18 protein-coding genes are annotated in these 16,443 nt (G+C 66.1%); 4 read left to right on the top strand and 14 right to left on the bottom strand.

Annotation, left to right across the window (positions count from 1 at the left end; all coding sequences use genetic code 11):
• Positions 1-212 precede the first annotated feature (212 nt).
• The gene (locus tag ACN9M4_RS07310) at positions 213-824 is read left to right on the top strand and encodes a class I SAM-dependent methyltransferase (protein ID WP_426302876.1); all 612 of its coding nucleotides are present in this window, start codon (positions 213-215) and stop codon (positions 822-824) included.
• Here the strand turns inward: ACN9M4_RS07310 and dapF are convergent.
• The 6 genes from dapF to ACN9M4_RS07280 form a co-directional block, all read right to left on the bottom strand.
• The gene (gene dapF / locus ACN9M4_RS07305) at positions 805-1,734 is read right to left on the bottom strand and encodes a diaminopimelate epimerase (protein ID WP_426302875.1); all 930 of its coding nucleotides are present in this window, start codon (positions 1,732-1,734) and stop codon (positions 805-807) included. The two genes, ACN9M4_RS07310 and dapF, sit on opposite strands and share 20 nt — an antisense overlap.
• A gap of 65 nt (positions 1,735-1,799) precedes the next feature.
• Positions 1,800-2,702, bottom strand: a complete 903-nt coding sequence (gene miaA, locus ACN9M4_RS07300; protein WP_426302874.1) for a tRNA (adenosine(37)-N6)-dimethylallyltransferase MiaA — start codon at positions 2,700-2,702, stop codon at positions 1,800-1,802.
• A 17-nt stretch (positions 2,703-2,719) separates the two neighbouring features.
• Positions 2,720-4,168 (bottom strand): tRNA (N6-isopentenyl adenosine(37)-C2)-methylthiotransferase MiaB, encoded by a 1,449-nt coding sequence (gene miaB, locus ACN9M4_RS07295; protein WP_426303423.1) that lies wholly within the window; start codon positions 4,166-4,168, stop codon positions 2,720-2,722.
• Between the two features lie 128 nt (positions 4,169-4,296).
• Positions 4,297-4,773: a regulatory protein RecX gene (locus tag ACN9M4_RS07290; RefSeq protein ID WP_426303422.1), complete on the bottom strand. Its 477-nt coding sequence runs from the start codon at positions 4,771-4,773 to the stop codon at positions 4,297-4,299.
• A gap of 82 nt (positions 4,774-4,855) precedes the next feature.
• A complete protein-coding gene (gene recA / locus ACN9M4_RS07285; RefSeq protein ID WP_074589205.1) occupies positions 4,856-5,902 on the bottom strand; it encodes a recombinase RecA in 1,047 nt (348 codons plus the stop codon).
• A 281-nt stretch (positions 5,903-6,183) separates the two neighbouring features.
• A complete protein-coding gene (locus ACN9M4_RS07280; protein WP_426302873.1) occupies positions 6,184-6,423 on the bottom strand; it encodes a DUF3046 domain-containing protein in 240 nt (79 codons plus the stop codon).
• Positions 6,424-6,464: 41 nt separating this feature from the next.
• On the opposite strand from ACN9M4_RS07280, the gene ACN9M4_RS07275 reads away from it, so the two are divergent.
• Positions 6,465-6,965: a MarR family winged helix-turn-helix transcriptional regulator gene (locus ACN9M4_RS07275; protein ID WP_426302872.1), complete on the top strand. Its 501-nt coding sequence runs from the start codon at positions 6,465-6,467 to the stop codon at positions 6,963-6,965.
• 112 nt (positions 6,966-7,077) lie between these two features.
• Here ACN9M4_RS07275 and ACN9M4_RS07270 read toward each other — a convergent pair whose 3' ends face one another.
• From ACN9M4_RS07270 to ACN9M4_RS07235, 8 genes are all read right to left on the bottom strand, one after another.
• Entirely contained in the window at positions 7,078-7,530 is a 453-nt protein-coding gene (locus tag ACN9M4_RS07270; RefSeq protein ID WP_426302871.1) for a helix-turn-helix domain-containing protein, read from the bottom strand.
• Between the two features lie 134 nt (positions 7,531-7,664).
• Positions 7,665-8,168: a CinA family protein gene (locus ACN9M4_RS07265; RefSeq protein ID WP_426302870.1), complete on the bottom strand. Its 504-nt coding sequence runs from the start codon at positions 8,166-8,168 to the stop codon at positions 7,665-7,667.
• On the bottom strand, positions 8,165-8,764 hold the full coding sequence (gene pgsA / locus ACN9M4_RS07260) for a CDP-diacylglycerol--glycerol-3-phosphate 3-phosphatidyltransferase (protein ID WP_426302869.1): 600 nt from the start codon (positions 8,762-8,764) through the stop codon (positions 8,165-8,167). Before pgsA ends, ACN9M4_RS07265 begins: the two co-directional genes overlap by 4 nt.
• 90 nt (positions 8,765-8,854) lie before the next feature.
• A complete protein-coding gene (locus ACN9M4_RS07255) occupies positions 8,855-11,686 on the bottom strand; it encodes a DNA translocase FtsK (RefSeq protein ID WP_426302868.1) in 2,832 nt (943 codons plus the stop codon).
• 88 nt (positions 11,687-11,774) lie between these two features.
• Complete coding sequence (locus ACN9M4_RS07250; protein ID WP_426302867.1) at positions 11,775-13,466, bottom strand: ribonuclease J; 1,692 nt, start codon at positions 13,464-13,466, stop codon at positions 11,775-11,777.
• Positions 13,467-13,493: 27 nt separating this feature from the next.
• Positions 13,494-14,405, bottom strand: coding sequence for a 4-hydroxy-tetrahydrodipicolinate synthase (gene dapA / locus ACN9M4_RS07245; RefSeq protein ID WP_426302866.1), 912 nt, complete (start codon positions 14,403-14,405; stop codon positions 13,494-13,496).
• A 75-nt stretch (positions 14,406-14,480) separates the two neighbouring features.
• Positions 14,481-14,798, bottom strand: a complete 318-nt coding sequence (locus ACN9M4_RS07240) for a hypothetical protein (protein ID WP_426302865.1) — start codon at positions 14,796-14,798, stop codon at positions 14,481-14,483.
• 208 nt (positions 14,799-15,006) lie between these two features.
• Positions 15,007-15,354 carry a MerR family transcriptional regulator gene (locus ACN9M4_RS07235; RefSeq protein WP_426302864.1) on the bottom strand — a complete coding sequence of 116 codons (348 nt, stop codon included), beginning with the start codon at positions 15,352-15,354 and terminating at the stop codon, positions 15,007-15,009.
• A 118-nt stretch (positions 15,355-15,472) separates the two neighbouring features.
• On the opposite strand from ACN9M4_RS07235, the gene ACN9M4_RS07230 reads away from it, so the two are divergent.
• The gene (locus ACN9M4_RS07230) at positions 15,473-15,898 is read left to right on the top strand and encodes an Hsp20/alpha crystallin family protein (RefSeq protein ID WP_426302863.1); all 426 of its coding nucleotides are present in this window, start codon (positions 15,473-15,475) and stop codon (positions 15,896-15,898) included.
• 144 nt (positions 15,899-16,042) lie between these two features.
• Positions 16,043-16,291 (top strand): DnaJ domain-containing protein, encoded by a 249-nt coding sequence (locus tag ACN9M4_RS07225; protein ID WP_426302862.1) that lies wholly within the window; start codon positions 16,043-16,045, stop codon positions 16,289-16,291.
• Positions 16,292-16,443 lie beyond the last annotated feature (152 nt).

Below are 16,443 nucleotides of genomic sequence, written 5' to 3'. Positions count from 1 at the left end.
GACACCGCAGCGGTTCGGTTACCGGGATCATGCCAAGGCGGAAAGGCGCTGCCACGGTTGGTTCCACACTGGAACGGCCCGGGCCGGCCTGCATCGCAGGGGCTGAATTACTCAAAGATCAAGAACATGCATACAACCCTATCAGGCGTTGTCAAGCACTTCCCGGGCCCGCGGTTTCCCTTGGCTGGCGCGGCCAACTACTCTGGCAAGCTATGGAGTCTGCTCACTATTTCAACGCGCCCGTCGGGCCCTTCCCCCGCAAGCCCCTCACGGTGGAACTGGCCGGCACCACCCGCAGCCTCCACAGCTCCCCCGGAATCTTCAGCCCCGACGGGATCGACAAGGGAACAGTGGTCCTGCTGGACGGAGTGCCTGCACCGTCCCCGCGAGGCAATCTGCTGGACATCGGCTGCGGCTGGGGTCCGATCGCGCTGACCATGGCATTGATGGCGCCCGAAGCGCGGGTCTACGCCGTCGACGTCAATGACCGGTGCATCACCCTCACGAACGAAAACGCTGCCGCGCTGGGGCTGGACAATGTCACCGCGAGCCTGCCCGACGACGTCGACCCTTCCGTGAGCTTCGACACCATCTGGTCGAACCCGCCGATCCGCATCGGCAAGGCCGAACTGCATGAGCTGCTGCTGAAGTGGCTGCCGCGGCTGGCTCCGGGCGGGGATGCCTGGCTGGTGGTCCAGAAGAACCTCGGGTCGGATTCGCTGCAGCGCTGGCTGGCGGAGGAGCTGGACGATACCTTCACCGTGACCCGGGAAAGCACCGCCAAATCTTTCCGGCTCCTGCGGGTCAGGAAAGCGAACCAGTAGCGACGATCACCGCGGGGCCGCTGAGTTCCACGTGTTCGCGCCCGCCGGCCCCGGGGAAGAAGCGCACTTCGACGACGCCGCCGGGGACGTTGACCTTCCAGTTGTCCGGTGCGCCGGCGCCGGCCCAGTGCCGGATCGCGACGGCGGCCGCGCACGCGCCGGTGCCGCAGGACTGGGTCTCGCCCACGCCCCGTTCGTGGACGCGCATGGTGATGGTCCCGATGCCGTCGTGGACGAGCGGTTCGGCCGGGACGACGAATTCGACGTTGGTGCCGTGCGGCGGAACGGGATCCACCTGAGGTGCCTTGTAAAGTTCAGTGGCTTCCAGCTCCGACAGTTCGGCCAAGGCCACCACCGTGTGCGGGTTGCCCATGCTGACCGAGAGCGCCGGCCGGGCGACTTCGAGGCCGGCAGCGTGGACCAGGGAGTCCATGGCCTTGTCCCGGGCGTCCTCGGGGAAGATGAATTCCCACGGGCCCATGTCCACGGCATAGCCCTCGGCCGTGCGGGAGATCCGCTTGACCCCGCCCCGGGTGCCGATGGCCAGGGATTCGCCGGCGCCCAGCGTCACGAAGCCCTGGTCGATGAGGAAGTGCACGAAGACGCGGACACCGTTGCCGCACATCTCGGACAGGGAGCCGTCGCCGTTGCGGTAGTCCATGAACCATTCCGCCGCGGGCTCGTCCTCAAGGATGTCGCGGCCTTCGGGAAGGAAACGCGAAGGGACGGCACGGATGAGCCCGTCGCCGCCGATGCCGAGGTGGCGGTTGCACAGGGCCGCGACCTGTTCCGGGGAGATCCGGTGCTGGTCCTGCGGGTCGGCAATCAGGACGAAATCGTTGCCGGTGCCGTGGCCTTTGGAAAAAGGCAGTCCGTCGAGGCCAAGGGTGTTCGTGAGGCTTTCGTCCATGGATCAAGGCTACCTGCGGGCGGCCGTCCGCCTAAATCAACCGGCGTGCTGCCAGCGAGGTGTTGTCAGCACAGTTCCGCGGCCTTGGCGACGAGCCCTGGATCCTGCCAGTCGAGCCAGGTGATCCGGGGATCGGCGCGGAACCAGGTGAGTTGGCGGCGTGCGAACTGCCGGGTGGCCACGATGGTCTCCTCGGCCGCCGTCGCGATGTCCGAATCGCCGTCGAGCACCCGGAGGAACTGTGCGTAACCGAGCGCCCGTGCGGCGGTCTTGCCCCGCCGCAGGCCGACGGTGTCGAGCGCGCGGACCTCGTCCAGCAGTCCGGCGTCGACCATGCGGTGCACCCGCAAGGCGAGGCGTTCGCGCAGGAGTTCGCGGTCGACGTCGAGCCCGATCTGCACGGCGGGCCTGACGTATTCGCGAACGGGCATGAAGGAACTGAAGGGCCGGCCGGTGAGCCGGTGCACCTCGAGGGCGCGGATGATGCGCCGGGCGTCGCCGAGCCGTTCGGCCGAGACGGGATCGACGGCACGCAGGCGGTCGGCCAGCACGGACAGCCCGTGCGCCGCGGCTTCGTCTTCAAGGGCCTTGCGGAGGGCAGGATCGGTTCCCGGGAACTCAAGGACATCCAGGGCCGCCCGGACGTAGAGCCCGGAGCCGCCGACCAGGATGGCGCGTCTGCCCCGGGCGTGGATGTCGTCGATGATGGCCCGGCAGTCCTGCTGGAACGCCGAAACGCTCGCTTCCTCCGTGACGTCCATGGTGTCCAGGAGGTGGTGGGGCACGCCGTGGCGCTCGGCCAGGGTGATTTTCGCCGTTCCGATATCCATGCCGCGGTAGAACTGGAGGGCGTCGGCGTTGATGACCTCCCCGCCCAGCGCCAGCGCCAGCTGGACGCCGAGATCGGACTTTCCGGAGCCGGTGGGACCGACGACGGCGATCACCGGCGGGTTTGCTTCTTCCGGCATGTTTGGCCGCGGCATGCTCAACTTCGGCGCAGCGGCAACGACGGCATGCCGAGGGAGACTGCCGCCTTGCCGTCCTTGCCCGCAGCGCCGGGCGCGGGAACACCGCAGGAATCGGCCTGGGACCGATCCCAGGCGTCACCGGCGCGGGAGCGGCGCAGGCTGTAGTCGGCCGTGCCCGCGGGATCGGCGAGCAGGTGGAAGGCCGCGGCTTCGGTGATGGTGACAGTGACGAAGTCGCCCGGGCGGGGTGTTTCGGCGCCCTCGGGGACGGAGAAATGCACGAGGCGCTGGTCCGCGGCGCGGCCGGAAAGGCGGTGGGTCTCCCCTGCCTTGCGCCCTGCCTGGGCGGTCACCAGAAGCTCCACCTTGCGGCCGAGCTGCTTGGCGTTCTCCTCGGCGGCGATCCGGTCCTGCAGTGCGGTCAGCCGCTCGTAGCGTTCCTGGACGACGGCCTTGGGGAGCTGCTCGGGCAGCTCGGCGGCAGGGGTGCCGGGCCGCTTGGAGTACTGGAAGGTGAAGGCCGAGGAGAAACGGGACTTTTCGACGACGTCGAGCGTGGCTTGGAAGTCCTCTTCAGTTTCACCGGGGAAGCCCACGATGATGTCCGTGGTGATGGCGGCGTTCGGGATCCGTTCCCGGACCTTGTCCAGGATGCCCAGGAACTTGGAGGAACGGTACGAGCGGCGCATGTCCTTGAGGACCTTGTCGGAGCCGGACTGCAGGGGCATGTGCAGCTGGGGCATCACGTTGGGGGTTTCGGCCATGGCCTCGATGACGTCGTCGGTGAAGGCCGCCGGGTGCGGGCTGGTGAAGCGCACGCGTTCCAGGCCCTCGATCTCGCCACAGGCCCGCAGCAGCTTGGAGAACGCCAGCCGGTCGCCGAATTCCACACCGTAGGAGTTGACGTTCTGGCCGAGGAGCGTGACCTCGACGGCGCCATCGTCCACGAGGGCCTGGATCTCGGCAAGGATCTCCCCCGGCCGGCGGTCCTTCTCCTTGCCGCGCAGGGAGGGAACGATGCAGAAGGTGCAGGTGTTGTTGCAGCCCACGGAGATCGACACCCAGCCCGAGTAGACGGAGTCGCGCTTGGTGGGCAGCGTGGACGGGAAGACGTCCAGGGATTCAAGGATTTCGAGCTGCGCCTCGTTGTTGTGGCGGGCCCGGTCCAGCAATGCGGGCAGGGCACCGACGTTGTGTGTGCCGAACACGGCGTCCACCCAGGGAGCCTTCCGGACGATGGTTTCCCGGTCCTTCTGGGCAAGGCAGCCGCCGACCGCGATCTGCATGCCCGGGTGTGCGGCCTTGGCCTGCTTCAGCTCGCCGAGATTGCCATAGAGCTTGTTGTCCGCGTTCTCCCGGACGGCGCAGGTGTTGAAGACCACGACGTCGGCCAGGCCGCCCTCGGCGGGGACGTAACCGGCGTCCTCCAGCAGGCCGGCCATGCGCTCGGAATCATGGACGTTCATCTGGCAGCCGAAGGTGCGGACCTGGTAGGTACGCTGGCGGCCGGGCTCGTCGCCATCCGACTCGGCGGCACGGGGCGTGTCGGCGGGCTCGGCTGCGGAGGAAGGGGCTGCGGGAGAGGCGGTAAAACTCACTCGTTAAGGGTACCGGCTTCGTCGAGCACTTCCCCGACGATCCGGAAGGCCAGCGAGGGCTGGTAGCCCTTCCGGGCCAGCATGGCCGCAAGCCGCCGGGTGTGCTTGTCCCGTTCTTCCCTGTTGCCAAGGTCCACACCGGACCGGAGCTTGCGTGCGACCAGCTCCCGTGCGGCCTGCTGTTCGTCCTCGTCGCTGAGCTGCCCGAGGGCCTCTTCGGCGGTGTCGGAGTCGATGCCTTTGTCCGCCAGTTCACGACGGAGCGCGCCCCTGGCCAGCTTCCTGGTCTGGGAGCGGCTCCGGACCCACATCTCCGCGAACTCCGAGTCGTCGATGAGCCGGACCTCCTCAAACCGGTCCAACACGGCTTCGGCCACTGCCTCGGGTACACCGCGTTCGGCCAGCTTCCGGGCCAGCTGCTGACGGCTCTTGGGCGAGTTGGTCAGCTGCCGCAGCACTATGGCCCGGGCCACGGCTTCGGGATCAGCTTCGGCATCCTCCAGAACCGGGGAATCTGCGGAGGGTTCCCTGCCCGGACCGGCCCTGCGCTGCCGCCTAGCCGTCAACGGCCTTCAGCTTCGGGGAGTCCTCGCCTTCGGCTGGCTTGACGCCGACGCCCAGCTTCTCCTTGATGAGGCGTTCCAGCTCCTGGGCAAGCTCGGGGTTGTCGCGCAGGAAGCGGCGCGAGTTCTCCATGCCCTGGCCCAGCTGGTCACCGTCGTAGGTGAACCAGGAACCGGATTTCTTGATGATGCCGTGCTCGACACCCATGTCGATGATTCCGCCTTCGCGGGAGATGCCCTGGCCGTAGATGATGTCGAACTCTGCGACCTTGAACGGCGGGGCCATCTTGTTCTTGACGATCTTGGCCTTGGTGCGGTTGCCGACCGAATCCGAGCCCTCCTTGAGGGTCTGGATGCGGCGGACATCGATGCGCACGGAGGCGTAGAACTTCAGCGCCTTGCCACCGGTGGTGGTTTCCGGGGAGCCGAAGAACACGCCGATCTTTTCACGCAGCTGGTTGATGAAGATCGCCGTGGTCTTGGTCTGGCTCAGGCGACCGGTGATCTTACGCAGGGCCTGGCTCATGAGGCGGGCCTGCAGGCCCACGTGGGAGTCACCCATTTCGCCTTCGATTTCGGCGCGCGGAACGAGAGCCGCGACGGAGTCGATGACGATGATGTCCAGGGAGCCCGAACCCACCAGCATGTCCATGATTTCCAGGGCCTGTTCACCGGTGTCCGGCTGCGAAACGAGCAGGGCATCCGTGTCCACGCCAAGCTTGGCCGCGTAGTCCGGGTCCAGGGCGTGTTCGGCATCGATGAAGGCCGCGATGCCTCCGTTGCGCTGTGCATTGGCCACGGCGTGCAGTGCCACGGTGGTCTTACCCGAAGATTCCGGGCCGTAGATTTCCACGACACGGCCACGCGGCAGGCCGCCAATGCCCAGTGCGACGTCCAGGGCGATGGATCCGGTGGGGATCACCTCGATGGGCGCACGGGTGTCGTCACCCAAGCGCATGATGGAGCCCTTGCCGAATTGCTTGTCGATCTGGGCAAGCGCTGCTTCGAGCGCCTTCTCACGATCCGGGTTTGCCGCCATGGTTCACACCTCTGAGCTTTCTCGCTGTGGACTGGCCTGAGGGGCCGCTTTCCTGTCCCTTCCGACGCTAGTGCCGGCCGCTGACATTTTTTGCGGGCAACATGCACTATGTGGATAACCACACGGAATCGGACTGGTCACGGATACAGGCGGAGGGTCCGTCAGAATCAATTTTCCTCTGAAAGGAGCATAGTCCCATCCGAACAGATATTCGAACATCCGGGCCGCGCGTGTCACGGCTTCGAAGCTGAGTCTGCTGCTGGATCGGAGCTGCGCCTGGGTCAGGACTGCGGGGACGCCCCGTCCTTGATCTTGATGTCCCGGCCGAGCCGGCGGTCCTCGGGAACGTCCTGGACTTCGCAGACCGCGAGCCACACCTTCCGCGGGTCGACCCCGGCGGCCAGCGCCTGCACGGCCGTGCGCCCGCCCACCCCGGCAAGCACCAGGGAGCTTGCCAGGACCCGGGCATAGCCGCTTCCGAACTCGTCTTCCATGAGTCGCCAAAAGTCACTGATCCGCACCAATAGAGTCTCTCACGTGGCAGGACTCTAGAATGGTTGCCATGAGCAATACCCCCGACGATGCGCCGGAGCCGGTCGACGGAGACGGCGTCGACAACGCCCTCCAGCAAGTGGAACACCAGCTGAGCATCTTCTGGCGCCGGGCCCGTTCGCTCTCCCACCAGCTGTCCCGCCAGGTGCACCCGGACATGGAACCGGCCGCCTACGGACTGCTTTCGATCATCCGCAAGGAAGGGCCCATGCGCCTGACCGAGCTGGCCTCCTGCATCGGCGTCGGCAAGCCCTCGGTGAGCCGCCAGATCGCGTTCCTCGAAAGCATCGGCATGGTCTACAAGGAGGCCGACCCGCAGGACGGACGGGCACAGACCATCCGCCTGACACCCAAGGGCGAGGAAAAGATGCACCAGGTCCAGGACGCACGCCGGCAAGTATTCCGGGAGCGGTTGGGCGAATGGCCCCTTGAGGAGATCCGGACCCTGGCCGAGTACATGGAGCGGCTCAACACCGCGTACGGCGAAGGAATCGGCAAGGACCAGGCCTGAGCTGATGCCACGCCCAACCGGGTTAAAGGCGATCACACAAAAGGAAGAGGCTCCGGCGTTGCCGGAGCCTCTTCCTTTGTTCTTATACCGTTTGGCGTTTAGGCCAGGGTGCTCATCGCGCTGCCGAGAGCATGCCTGGAGTGAAGTCCCCGCCGAGTTCCGCGCTGAGTTCGCGGTCCAGGTCGCGTCCGTAGCGCTGGGCGAATTCCTGGGGCACGGTGTCCGGAACTGCCACGCCTTCGGCAACGGCCACGCGGTCGCTGACTTCGCGGAGCATGCTGGACAGGGGCACGTCCAAGGCTGTGCAGATCGAAGACAGCAGTTCGGAGGACGCTTCCTTCTGGCCGCGCTCCACTTCGCTCAGGTAGCCAAGGGATACGCGGGCGCTGTGCGAAACCTCGCGGAGGGTACGGCCCTGACGCTGACGGACATCGCGCAGAACATCACCGATCTCGTGACGCAGTACAACCATCTTGCGCTCCTTCTGTTCCCTCGGTGCCGATTCGGCCAAGCCCACATCCTTCCAGCGGACAACGCCGTTTACGGATACGGGCTGCTTAACCATCTGTATCGCCTTGCTCCCTCTTCGATCCGGGACACCTTTTTGACAGGTGCCCCGCTTGTCTTACATCCTAGGCGCCCCGGCTCTTCCGGAGCGACACAATGTAACAACTATTGGGCTGCCGTTTTTGTTCCCGCTTACTTTACCCGTGGTAACTCGGCGCCGCGCAGGAGTTCCAGCACCCTGTCCAGGGCGGCAGCTGCGGCTTGTTCCCGGATCTCGGCCCGGCTGCCGGAGAAGGCGTAGCCGAACGCCTCGCTGCCCTGACCCGAAGCCACAGCAATGAAAACCGTGCCCACGTCCTTGCCGTCGTGTGCCTCGGGGCCAGCCACTCCCGTGGTGGACACCCCGATGTCGGCGCCGCAGGCTTCCCGGGCACCCTCCGCCATGGCGCGGGCAACTTCGGCGTCCACCGATCCGGCCTCCGCGAGCAACGCCGGGGACACCCCGAGAACAGTGGCCTTCACCGAGTTCTGGTAAGCGACCACTCCGCCCTGCAGCATCCCGGAGGCCCCCGGGGTGTTGGCCAGGATCGCGGCGACCATGCCCGCCGTCAGGGATTCCGCCGTTGCCACGGTGATGCCCTTGGCAATGGCCACGCCGACGACCTCCGCAGCGGTTTCCTGCGCGGTCCGGCTCATGCGCGCCTTCCTGCCGCCCGCAGCCTCAGGGCTTGGAAGACATACTCGACGCCGGTCCAGACGGTGATCGCGAGGGCCGCGAGCATTACGGCGAACGCCAGCCAGTACAGCCAGGGGGCGATCGACGCCAGCGGCACGATGAACAGGAAGATGGCCACGGTCTGCACAACGGTCTTGAGCTTTCCGCCCCGTGAGGCCGGCATGACCCCGTAGCGGATCACGAAGAAGCGGAGGGCGGTGATCCCCCATTCCCGCACCAGGATGACGAGCGTGATCCACCAGGGCAGCTCGCCCAGCGCGGAGAGGAGCACCAACGCAGAGCCGGTGAGCAGCTTGTCCGCAATCGGGTCCGCGATCTTTCCGAAGTTGGTGATCAGGTTCCGGGAGCGGGCAATGTCGCCGTCGAGCTTGTCCGTGTAGATCGCGACGGCGAAAGCACCGACGGCGGCCCAGCGCCAGACGCCGTGCTCGCCGTTGTCGGCGAGCAGGAACCAGACGAAGAAGGGGACGAGCGCGATGCGCAGCATCGTCAGGATGTTGGGCAGGTTCCAGATCTCGGAGCCGGAACCGGCTTTGCTGCCTTCGGATGTAGTCACGCCTCTAGGCTACCGTCCGGAACCCGGCCGCCGGGCTCAGCGTCCGGTCCATGCTCAGCGTCCGGTCCATGCTCAGCGTCCGGTCCCTGCTTACCGTCCGGTCAGTGACCAGGCGTCCTCCCCGTCGTCGTCCTCCCCGCCGTCGGCGCCGTCGTAGTACTCCACTGACTGCTTGCGCTTCTCCAGGTCCGCGGCCACGAGGTCTTCGGCATAGCCGCCGACGGCGATGTTCGCGTTCGCGTTGTCGCTCAGGGCGGCGGTGTGCGCGTCCGGGGTGGCGGGGGCGTCGTCGCCCTTCATCGCGGCAATCACCGGCGCAAGGTCGTCCGGCTTGACGAGCACGTCGCGGGCCTTGGACCCTTCGGAAGGCCCGACGACACCGCGGGACTCGAGCAGGTCCATGAGCCGGCCGGCCTTGGCAAAGCCCACACGCAGCTTGCGCTGGAGCATGGAGGTAGATCCGAACTGAGTGGTGACCACGAGCTCCGTGGCCTGCAGCAGCACCTCGAGGTCGTCGCCGATGTCGTCGTCGATCTGCTTCTTCGGCGCCTCGGCGGCGACGTCGTCCCGGTACACGGCCTGCAGCTGGCCCTTGACGTGCTCCACCACCTTGTGGATCTCGGACTCCGAAACCCAGGCGCCTTGGACGCGCATCGCCTTGGAGGCACCCATCGGCAGGAACAGGGCGTCGCCCTGGCCGATGAGCTTCTCCGCGCCGGGCTGGTCCAGGACCACGCGGGAGTCGGTGACGGAGGACGTGGCGAAGGCCATGCGGGAGGGCACGTTGGCCTTGATGAGGCCGGTGACGACGTCGACCGACGGGCGCTGCGTGGCCAGCACCAGGTGGATGCCGGCGGCACGGGCCAGCTGGGTGATGCGCACGATCGAGTCTTCGACGTCGCGCGGGGCCACCATCATGAGGTCCGCGAGCTCGTCCACGATCACCAGCAGGTAGGGGTACGGCTTGATGATGCGCTTGGAGTCCGGCGGCGGAACCACCTTGCCGGCGCGGACGGCCTTGTTGAAGTCGTCGATGTGTTTGTACCCGTAGTTGGCCAGGTCGTCATAACGGGCGTCCATCTCGCGGACTACCCACTGCAGGGCCTCGGCCGCCTTCTTCGGGTTCGTGATGATGGGCGTGATGAGGTGCGGCACGCCTTCGTAGGCGGTGAGCTCCACGCGCTTGGGGTCCACCATGACCATGCGCACCTCGTCCGGCGTGGCCCGCATGAGGATCGAGGTGATCATCGAGTTCACGAAGGACGACTTACCGGCGCCGGTGGCACCGGCCACGAGCAGGTGGGGCATCTTGGCGAGGTTGGCCACCACGTAGCCGCCCTCGACGTCCTTGCCCACGCCCATGACCATCGGATGCTCGGTGCGGCGGGCGTTCTGGCTGCGCAGCACGTCGCCCAGCGACACGGTCTCGCGGTCCGTGTTGGGGATTTCGATACCGATGGCTGACTTGCCCGGGATGGGGCTGAGGATGCGCACATCGCTGGAGGCAACGGCGTAGGAGATGTTCTTGGAGAGCGCCGTGACACGTTCGACCTTGGTGCCCGGGGAGAGTTCGATTTCGTAGCGCGTGACGGTGGGGCCGCGGCTGAAGCCGGTCACGGTGGCGTCGACATTGAACTGCTGCATGGTGTCCGTGAGGGCGGCGACGACGGCGTCATTGGCTTCCGTGCGTTCCTTCGGGATGGAACCCGGGGTGAGGTAGTCGGAAGCCGGCAGCGTGTAGGTGACGTCCCCGGCCAGCGAGAGCTGCTCGGTGCGCTGCGGGATCGGCGTGGGCGGCGGAGGCGGGCTGACCGGCGTCGAAGGCACTGTGATGGCGGGCGCGACGACGGGAATCGCCTCGGTGGGATTCTCACCCGATCCGCTGTTCCCCAGACCTTGGGCCGCCTTGATCTTCTCGACGGCGATTTCGGCCTGGGTGGGACGGCGGACTCCCGGCGGCACCGAGGGCGCTTTCGGCGCCCGGGCGCCGTCTTCGCCGTCGACCAGTGCGTGTTCGAAGGCCTCGTCCCCGACATAGCCTTCCAGCTTTGGCTCGGCGTCCTCGTCCTTGCCGAAGAGGCGCATGCGCTTTTTCTTCTTCGGGGCGGGACGGTCGTTCTCGAAAAGGTAGCTGCGGTCGTGGGCGTCGCCGCCGGTGCCGTCCTCCATGAGGTCCACACCCATGAGGTGCTCGTACGCCCCGCGGATGCGCTGCGGAATTGCCCCGAACGGCGTCGCAGTGACAATCAGCAAGGAGGTGAAGGCGAGGGCGGAATAGACGAGGACCGGCACGGCAGTGTGGATGGCCGCCAGCGGCGCCGCGGCGAGGAAACCCAGCATGCCACCAGCCCGGCGCAGCCCGTCGAAACCGTCCGCGACGGCAGGCTGGCCGCCGATGATGTGTGCCAGGCCGCTCCCGGCGAAGGTCATGATGAGGAAGCCGATCCCCACCCGGTTGTTACCGCGGCCGTCCCAGGGTTGCCGGAACAGGCGGAAGGCGCAGACGAAAAGCATGAGCGGCAGCAGGAGGGACATCCAGCCGAACGTGCCGTTGACGACGCTGTAGACGAGGTCAGGCAGCCAGCCGCTCAGGCCCCACCAGGCGAAGGTGGCGATGAAGATGCCGAGCACGAGGTTGAACAAGGCGGCGCCGTCGCGGCGTTCCGCCGGATCGAGGTCGCTGACGTCGTGGCCGATGCGGCGTACTCCGGCGCCGACGAGGTGGCCGATTCCCTGCCAGGCTCCAGCGAGGACCCGGACGATCCAGGGCTGCTGCGGTTCCGCGCCTGCCTTGCCGCGCGTGCTGCCGCGGGATGCGGAACTGCTGGTCCTGCCGGATTTTGTGGTGGCTCCGCCCCGGCCGGATCCGCCGGATTTACTGGTGGAGTTGCCTTTTGGCGCGGAGGAAGTACGAGTCGCCATACTCGCCACGGTACCGCAAACGGCCCGGAATCCTGCGGATTCCGGGCCGTCCGGCTTTTCGGGCCGCTCACGCGATGCTGCCTGCGGACTACGCCTCCAGGACCACCGGGATGATCATCGGCCGGCGGCGGAGCCTGCGGTTCACCCAAGTGCCGATCACCCGGCGCACCACCTGCTGCAGCTGGTAGTTGGTGTGGTCCGGGTGGTTGACCACGGCTTCCTCGAGGGCGGCGTTGATCTTGGGCACGATCTCGTCGAACACGGCGTCGTCCTCCGCTACGCCCCGGGCATGGATCTCCGGGCCAGAGACGATCTTGCCGGTGGTGCGGTTGAGGACCGTGATGACCGAAATGAAGCCTTCGTCGCCAAGGATCCTGCGGTCCTTGAGGTCGGCGTCAGTGATCTCGCCGACGCTGGAGCCGTCCACGTAGACGAAACCGACTTCCACCTGGCCGGACACACGGGCCTTGTGGTCCTTCAGGTCGATCACGGTGCCGTTGTCCGCAAGGATGACGTTCTCCGTAGGCACACCGGAATCCTCGGCAATCCGGCCGTTGGCGATCAGGTGCCGGGTTTCGCCGTGTACGGGCATGGCGTTGAGCGGCTTGAGGATGTTGTAGCAGTAGAGCAGTTCGCCGGCGGCGGCGTGCCCGGAGACGTGCACCTTGGCGTTGCCCTTGTGGATGACCTCGGCGCCGAGCTTGAGCAGGCCGTTGATGATCCGGAAGACCGCGTTCTCGTTGCCGGGGATGAGGCTTGAGGCGAGGATCACGGTGTCGCCGGTTCCGACGACCACGCGGTGGTCCCCGTTGGCCATGCGGGACAGAGCGGCCATGGGCTCGCCCTGCGAACCGGTTGACATCAGGACCACCCGGTGGTCCGGCAACTCGTCGATGTTCTTCAGGTCGACCAGGATGCCCGGCGGGACGTCGAGGTAGCCCAGCTTGGCGGCGATGGCCATGTTGCGGACCATGGAGCGGCCCACGAAGGCCACGTTCCGGCCGTGCTTCGCTGCGGCGTCGAGGACCTGTTGCACGCGGTGCACGTGCGAGGAGAAGGAAGCCACGATGATGCGCTTCTTCGCCTGGCCGAACAATCGCTCCAGGGTGGGGCCGATTTCCTTTTCCGCGGTGGTGAAGCCGGGGACGTCCGCGTTGGTGGAGTCGGCCAGGAAGAGGTCCACGCCTTCTTCGCCCAGGCGGGCGAAGTGGCGCAGGTCGGTGATCCGGCCGTCCAGCGGCAGCTGATCCATCTTGAAGTCGCCGGTGTGCAGCACGTTGCCGCCCGCTGTCCGGATGAACACCGCGAGGGCATCCGGGATGGAGTGGTTGACCGCGACGAATTCGCATTCGAAGGGGCCGAACTGTTCGATCTGCCCTTCGGTGACGGTGAGGGTGTACGGCTTGATCCGGTGTTCCTGGAGCTTGGCTTCAACCAATGCCAGGGTCAGCTGCGAACCCACCAGCGGCAGGTCCGGCTTCAGGCGCAACAGGTACGGCACGGCACCGATGTGGTCCTCGTGCCCGTGGGTCAGCACGACGGCGACGACGTCGTCCAGGCGGTCTTCGATGTAGCTGAAGTCCGGAAGGATCAGGTCCACGCCAGGCTGGGTCTCTTCGGGGAAGAGCACGCCGCAGTCGACGATGAGGAGCTTGCCGTCGATTTCGAATACGGCCATGTTTCGGCCGACTTCACCCAGGCCGCCGAGGGGCACGATCCGGAGCGTTCCCTCCTTGAGTTTGGGTGGAGTGGCAAGTCCGGGAAGGGCGGTTTGGGTCATAGTGCGCTACTTTCCGGCGGAATCTTCCTAGACGGTGAAGTCCATTCCGGCTTCCGCCAAGTCCTCGCGGATGGTGTTGATCTCGTCGGCGTCCGGCTCCACGAGGGGCAAACGGACATACGAGTTCGGCAGGACTCCCTGCCATTTAAGAATCTGCTTGGCTGCGACGGCGCCCTGGACGCGGGTCATCGTTGCACGGATCACCGGTTCCAGTTCGAAGTTGATCTTGCGCGCGGTGCCGAGGTCGTTGGCGTTGACGGCGTCCACCAGTTCACGGAAGCGGCGGGTGGCGACGTGCGTGGTGACACCCACCAGGCCGACGGCACCCAGTGCCATCCATTCGAGGGTCAGTCCGTCGTCGCCGGAGTAGAACGCCAGATCGGTCCGGGCCATGACGCGGGTGGCCGCGGCGAAATCGGCCTTGGCGTCCTTCACGGCCACGATGTTGGGGTGTTCGGCCAGCCGGATCATGGTGTCCGGCGCGATCTGCACGGAGGAACGTCCGGGGATGTCGTAGAGCATCACCGGGACGTCGGTTGCGGACGCCACGGTCTCGAAGTGCGCACGGAGGCCCGCCTGGCTGGGCTTGTTGTAATACGGGGTGACGATCAGGAGACCATCGACGCCGAGCTTCGCGGCTTCCTGCGAGAGGTGCACCGAGTGGGCGGTGTCGTTGGTGCCGGTGCCGGCGATGATGGCGGCACGGTCCCCGACGGCGTCCTTGACGGCACGGAACATGCCGAGGTTTTCCTCGTCCGTCAGCGTGGAGGTTTCGCCCGTGGTTCCGGTGACGACGAGGCCGTCGCAGCCGTCGTCGACCAGCTTGCTCGCAAGTTCCGCCGCCTGCTTGTAATCGACTTCACCGTCTTTGGTGAAGGGGGTGACCATGGCGGTCAGCAGGGTACCGAGGGCAGGAACATTTGCGCGGGAGTCAGACATACGAAAAACGTTACCCTGTCAGCCGCGCGATACGGGAATGGGGGCAGGTGTCCGCCGTCAAAATCACAGCCGTGGTCAAATCCGCCCCGCACAATACCGTTCGACGGCGGCCTCCCGCAGCTTGTCGGCCCAGGCGCCAAGGCGCTGGGCGGCACGGACGTAGTCGAAGAGTTCCGCGGGCGTCAGTGCGTCCAGGTCGGTTTCCGACAGCCGCCTTGCAAGCTCGGCACCCGGGGGCTGCTCGACGAGGACTGTCCCCTCGCGCTGCCACTGCACATCCTCCGGCGGTTCGCCGTTGACCAGTTGCCTGAAAAGGAAGTCGACCACCCCGGGGCTCATTGCCTTCAAGGGGCCATCGGCCTTCATGGGTCCGTCCGGCATGGGATCTTTCATGCAGCAATATTATTCGAACATATATTCGAATACAAGGTTGGAAACCCCATCCACCACAGCGCACCAAAGATGCGGAATTGCATCGCAGCGTGGATGTGGTTGTGTCAACGTCAATGGAGCCCGCCAGCGGGAAGGTGCCGGAGTTTCATCTGATGCCTGGCGCATGGGCGGCCTTGCCGTCTGGGCTCTGGACTTGCCATTCGCTGGTTCATTCAGGCCGGCGCCGTGATCGGATCTGTGCGAAGGTCCGTGCTGAGGCGAGGTCCGTCTGCAGGCGCCGGATATCTGCTTCCAGCAGCAGGACCATGCGGATGCCTGCCAGGTTCAACCCCAATTCCAGGAGCTCACCTATCCGCCGCAATGTCACGAGATCGTCCTCGCTGTACTGGCGGGTCCCACCCAGGGTCCGGCCCGGCTCCAGCAAGCCTTTGCGTTCATACAGGCGCAGATTCTGCTGCGCCATGCCCACCAGCTCGGCGGCCACGGAAATGGCATACACGCCACTGCCCGGATCATCGGACTGTCCCAGCGTCCACCCTCGGGTTTCCCAAATCACGCTTGCCCAAGACCATGTGCGGTGCTATAAGAAATATATACCAGCCACTATAGATCGGCTGGGTTTACAAGGAAGGTTTACAAGGAAGTAGACAGCAATCTGCAAGGAGTGACACACCATGCTGATGCGAACGGACCCGTTCCGTGAATTCGACCGCCTGGCCCAGCAAGTACTCGGCACCACGGCAAGGCCTGCCGCGATGCTGATGGATGCCTGGCGTGATGGGGACGATTTTGTGGTCGCTTTCGATCTCCCCGGAGTCAACGTTGACTCCGTGGACATCGACGTCGAGCAAAACGTGCTGACTGTGAAGGCTGAACGCCCGGACCCCGTCGGCGAGGACACAGAACTGATTGCCTCCGAACGTCCCCGCGGCGTCTTTAGCCGCCAGCTCATCCTCGGCGATGCGCTTGATACCGACGGTGTCAAAGCAAGCTACGACGCCGGCGTCCTGACCCTGCGGATCCCTGTGGCGGAGAAGGCAAAGCCGCGCCGCATCGAAATCGAAACAGGCGGGCAACAGCGCCAGGAGATCAGCGCCTGACCGCGGCTCGCAATCTCCGGACCGGGAGCGTCGGAACCACCATCCTGGCAAGAAACCCCCGGGATGGCTCCGGCAACGATGGTCCCCGGCTGAACGGACCGGGGACCATCCCCCGTTTCCCCAACCCGAACATTCGGCAAAGCCATGAAGAAAAACGACCCAGACCCCTACGACGTCCTGCTCATCAGCCCCGCAGCCACGCAGCGCGAGGTGGGCCGTACTTACCGGGCGCTGATGCGGAGCCGGCACCCGGACCCCCTCCCGGCGGGAGAACCTAGTGCGGCCGCGGGCTCAGCGGAGCTGCACGAGGTCATGGCGGCCTACGCCGTCGTCAGAAACCCGGAAAAACGTGCAGCATACGACAGGGACCATCCCAAGCCGCCGCACCTGTGAAGCCGTGGAGGGGTCGGGCGGAACCGTCGTGCGGACGCCGCCAGGATGGCTTCCTGCCGCCTGGTTGCTGGTTGGGGCCGTGCTGCGGGAGCCGGAGGCGGCCCATGCCGGCGTGGGCAGGTTCATATCCCCCGCCCGGCTACACGTGGATT

This window comes from Arthrobacter sp. R-11 (genome assembly GCF_049913155.1).
GTDB lineage: Bacteria > Actinomycetota > Actinomycetes > Actinomycetales > Micrococcaceae > Arthrobacter.
Note: the sequence above shows the minus strand (reverse complement) of the source record. Positions and strands in the feature narration are given on the sequence as shown.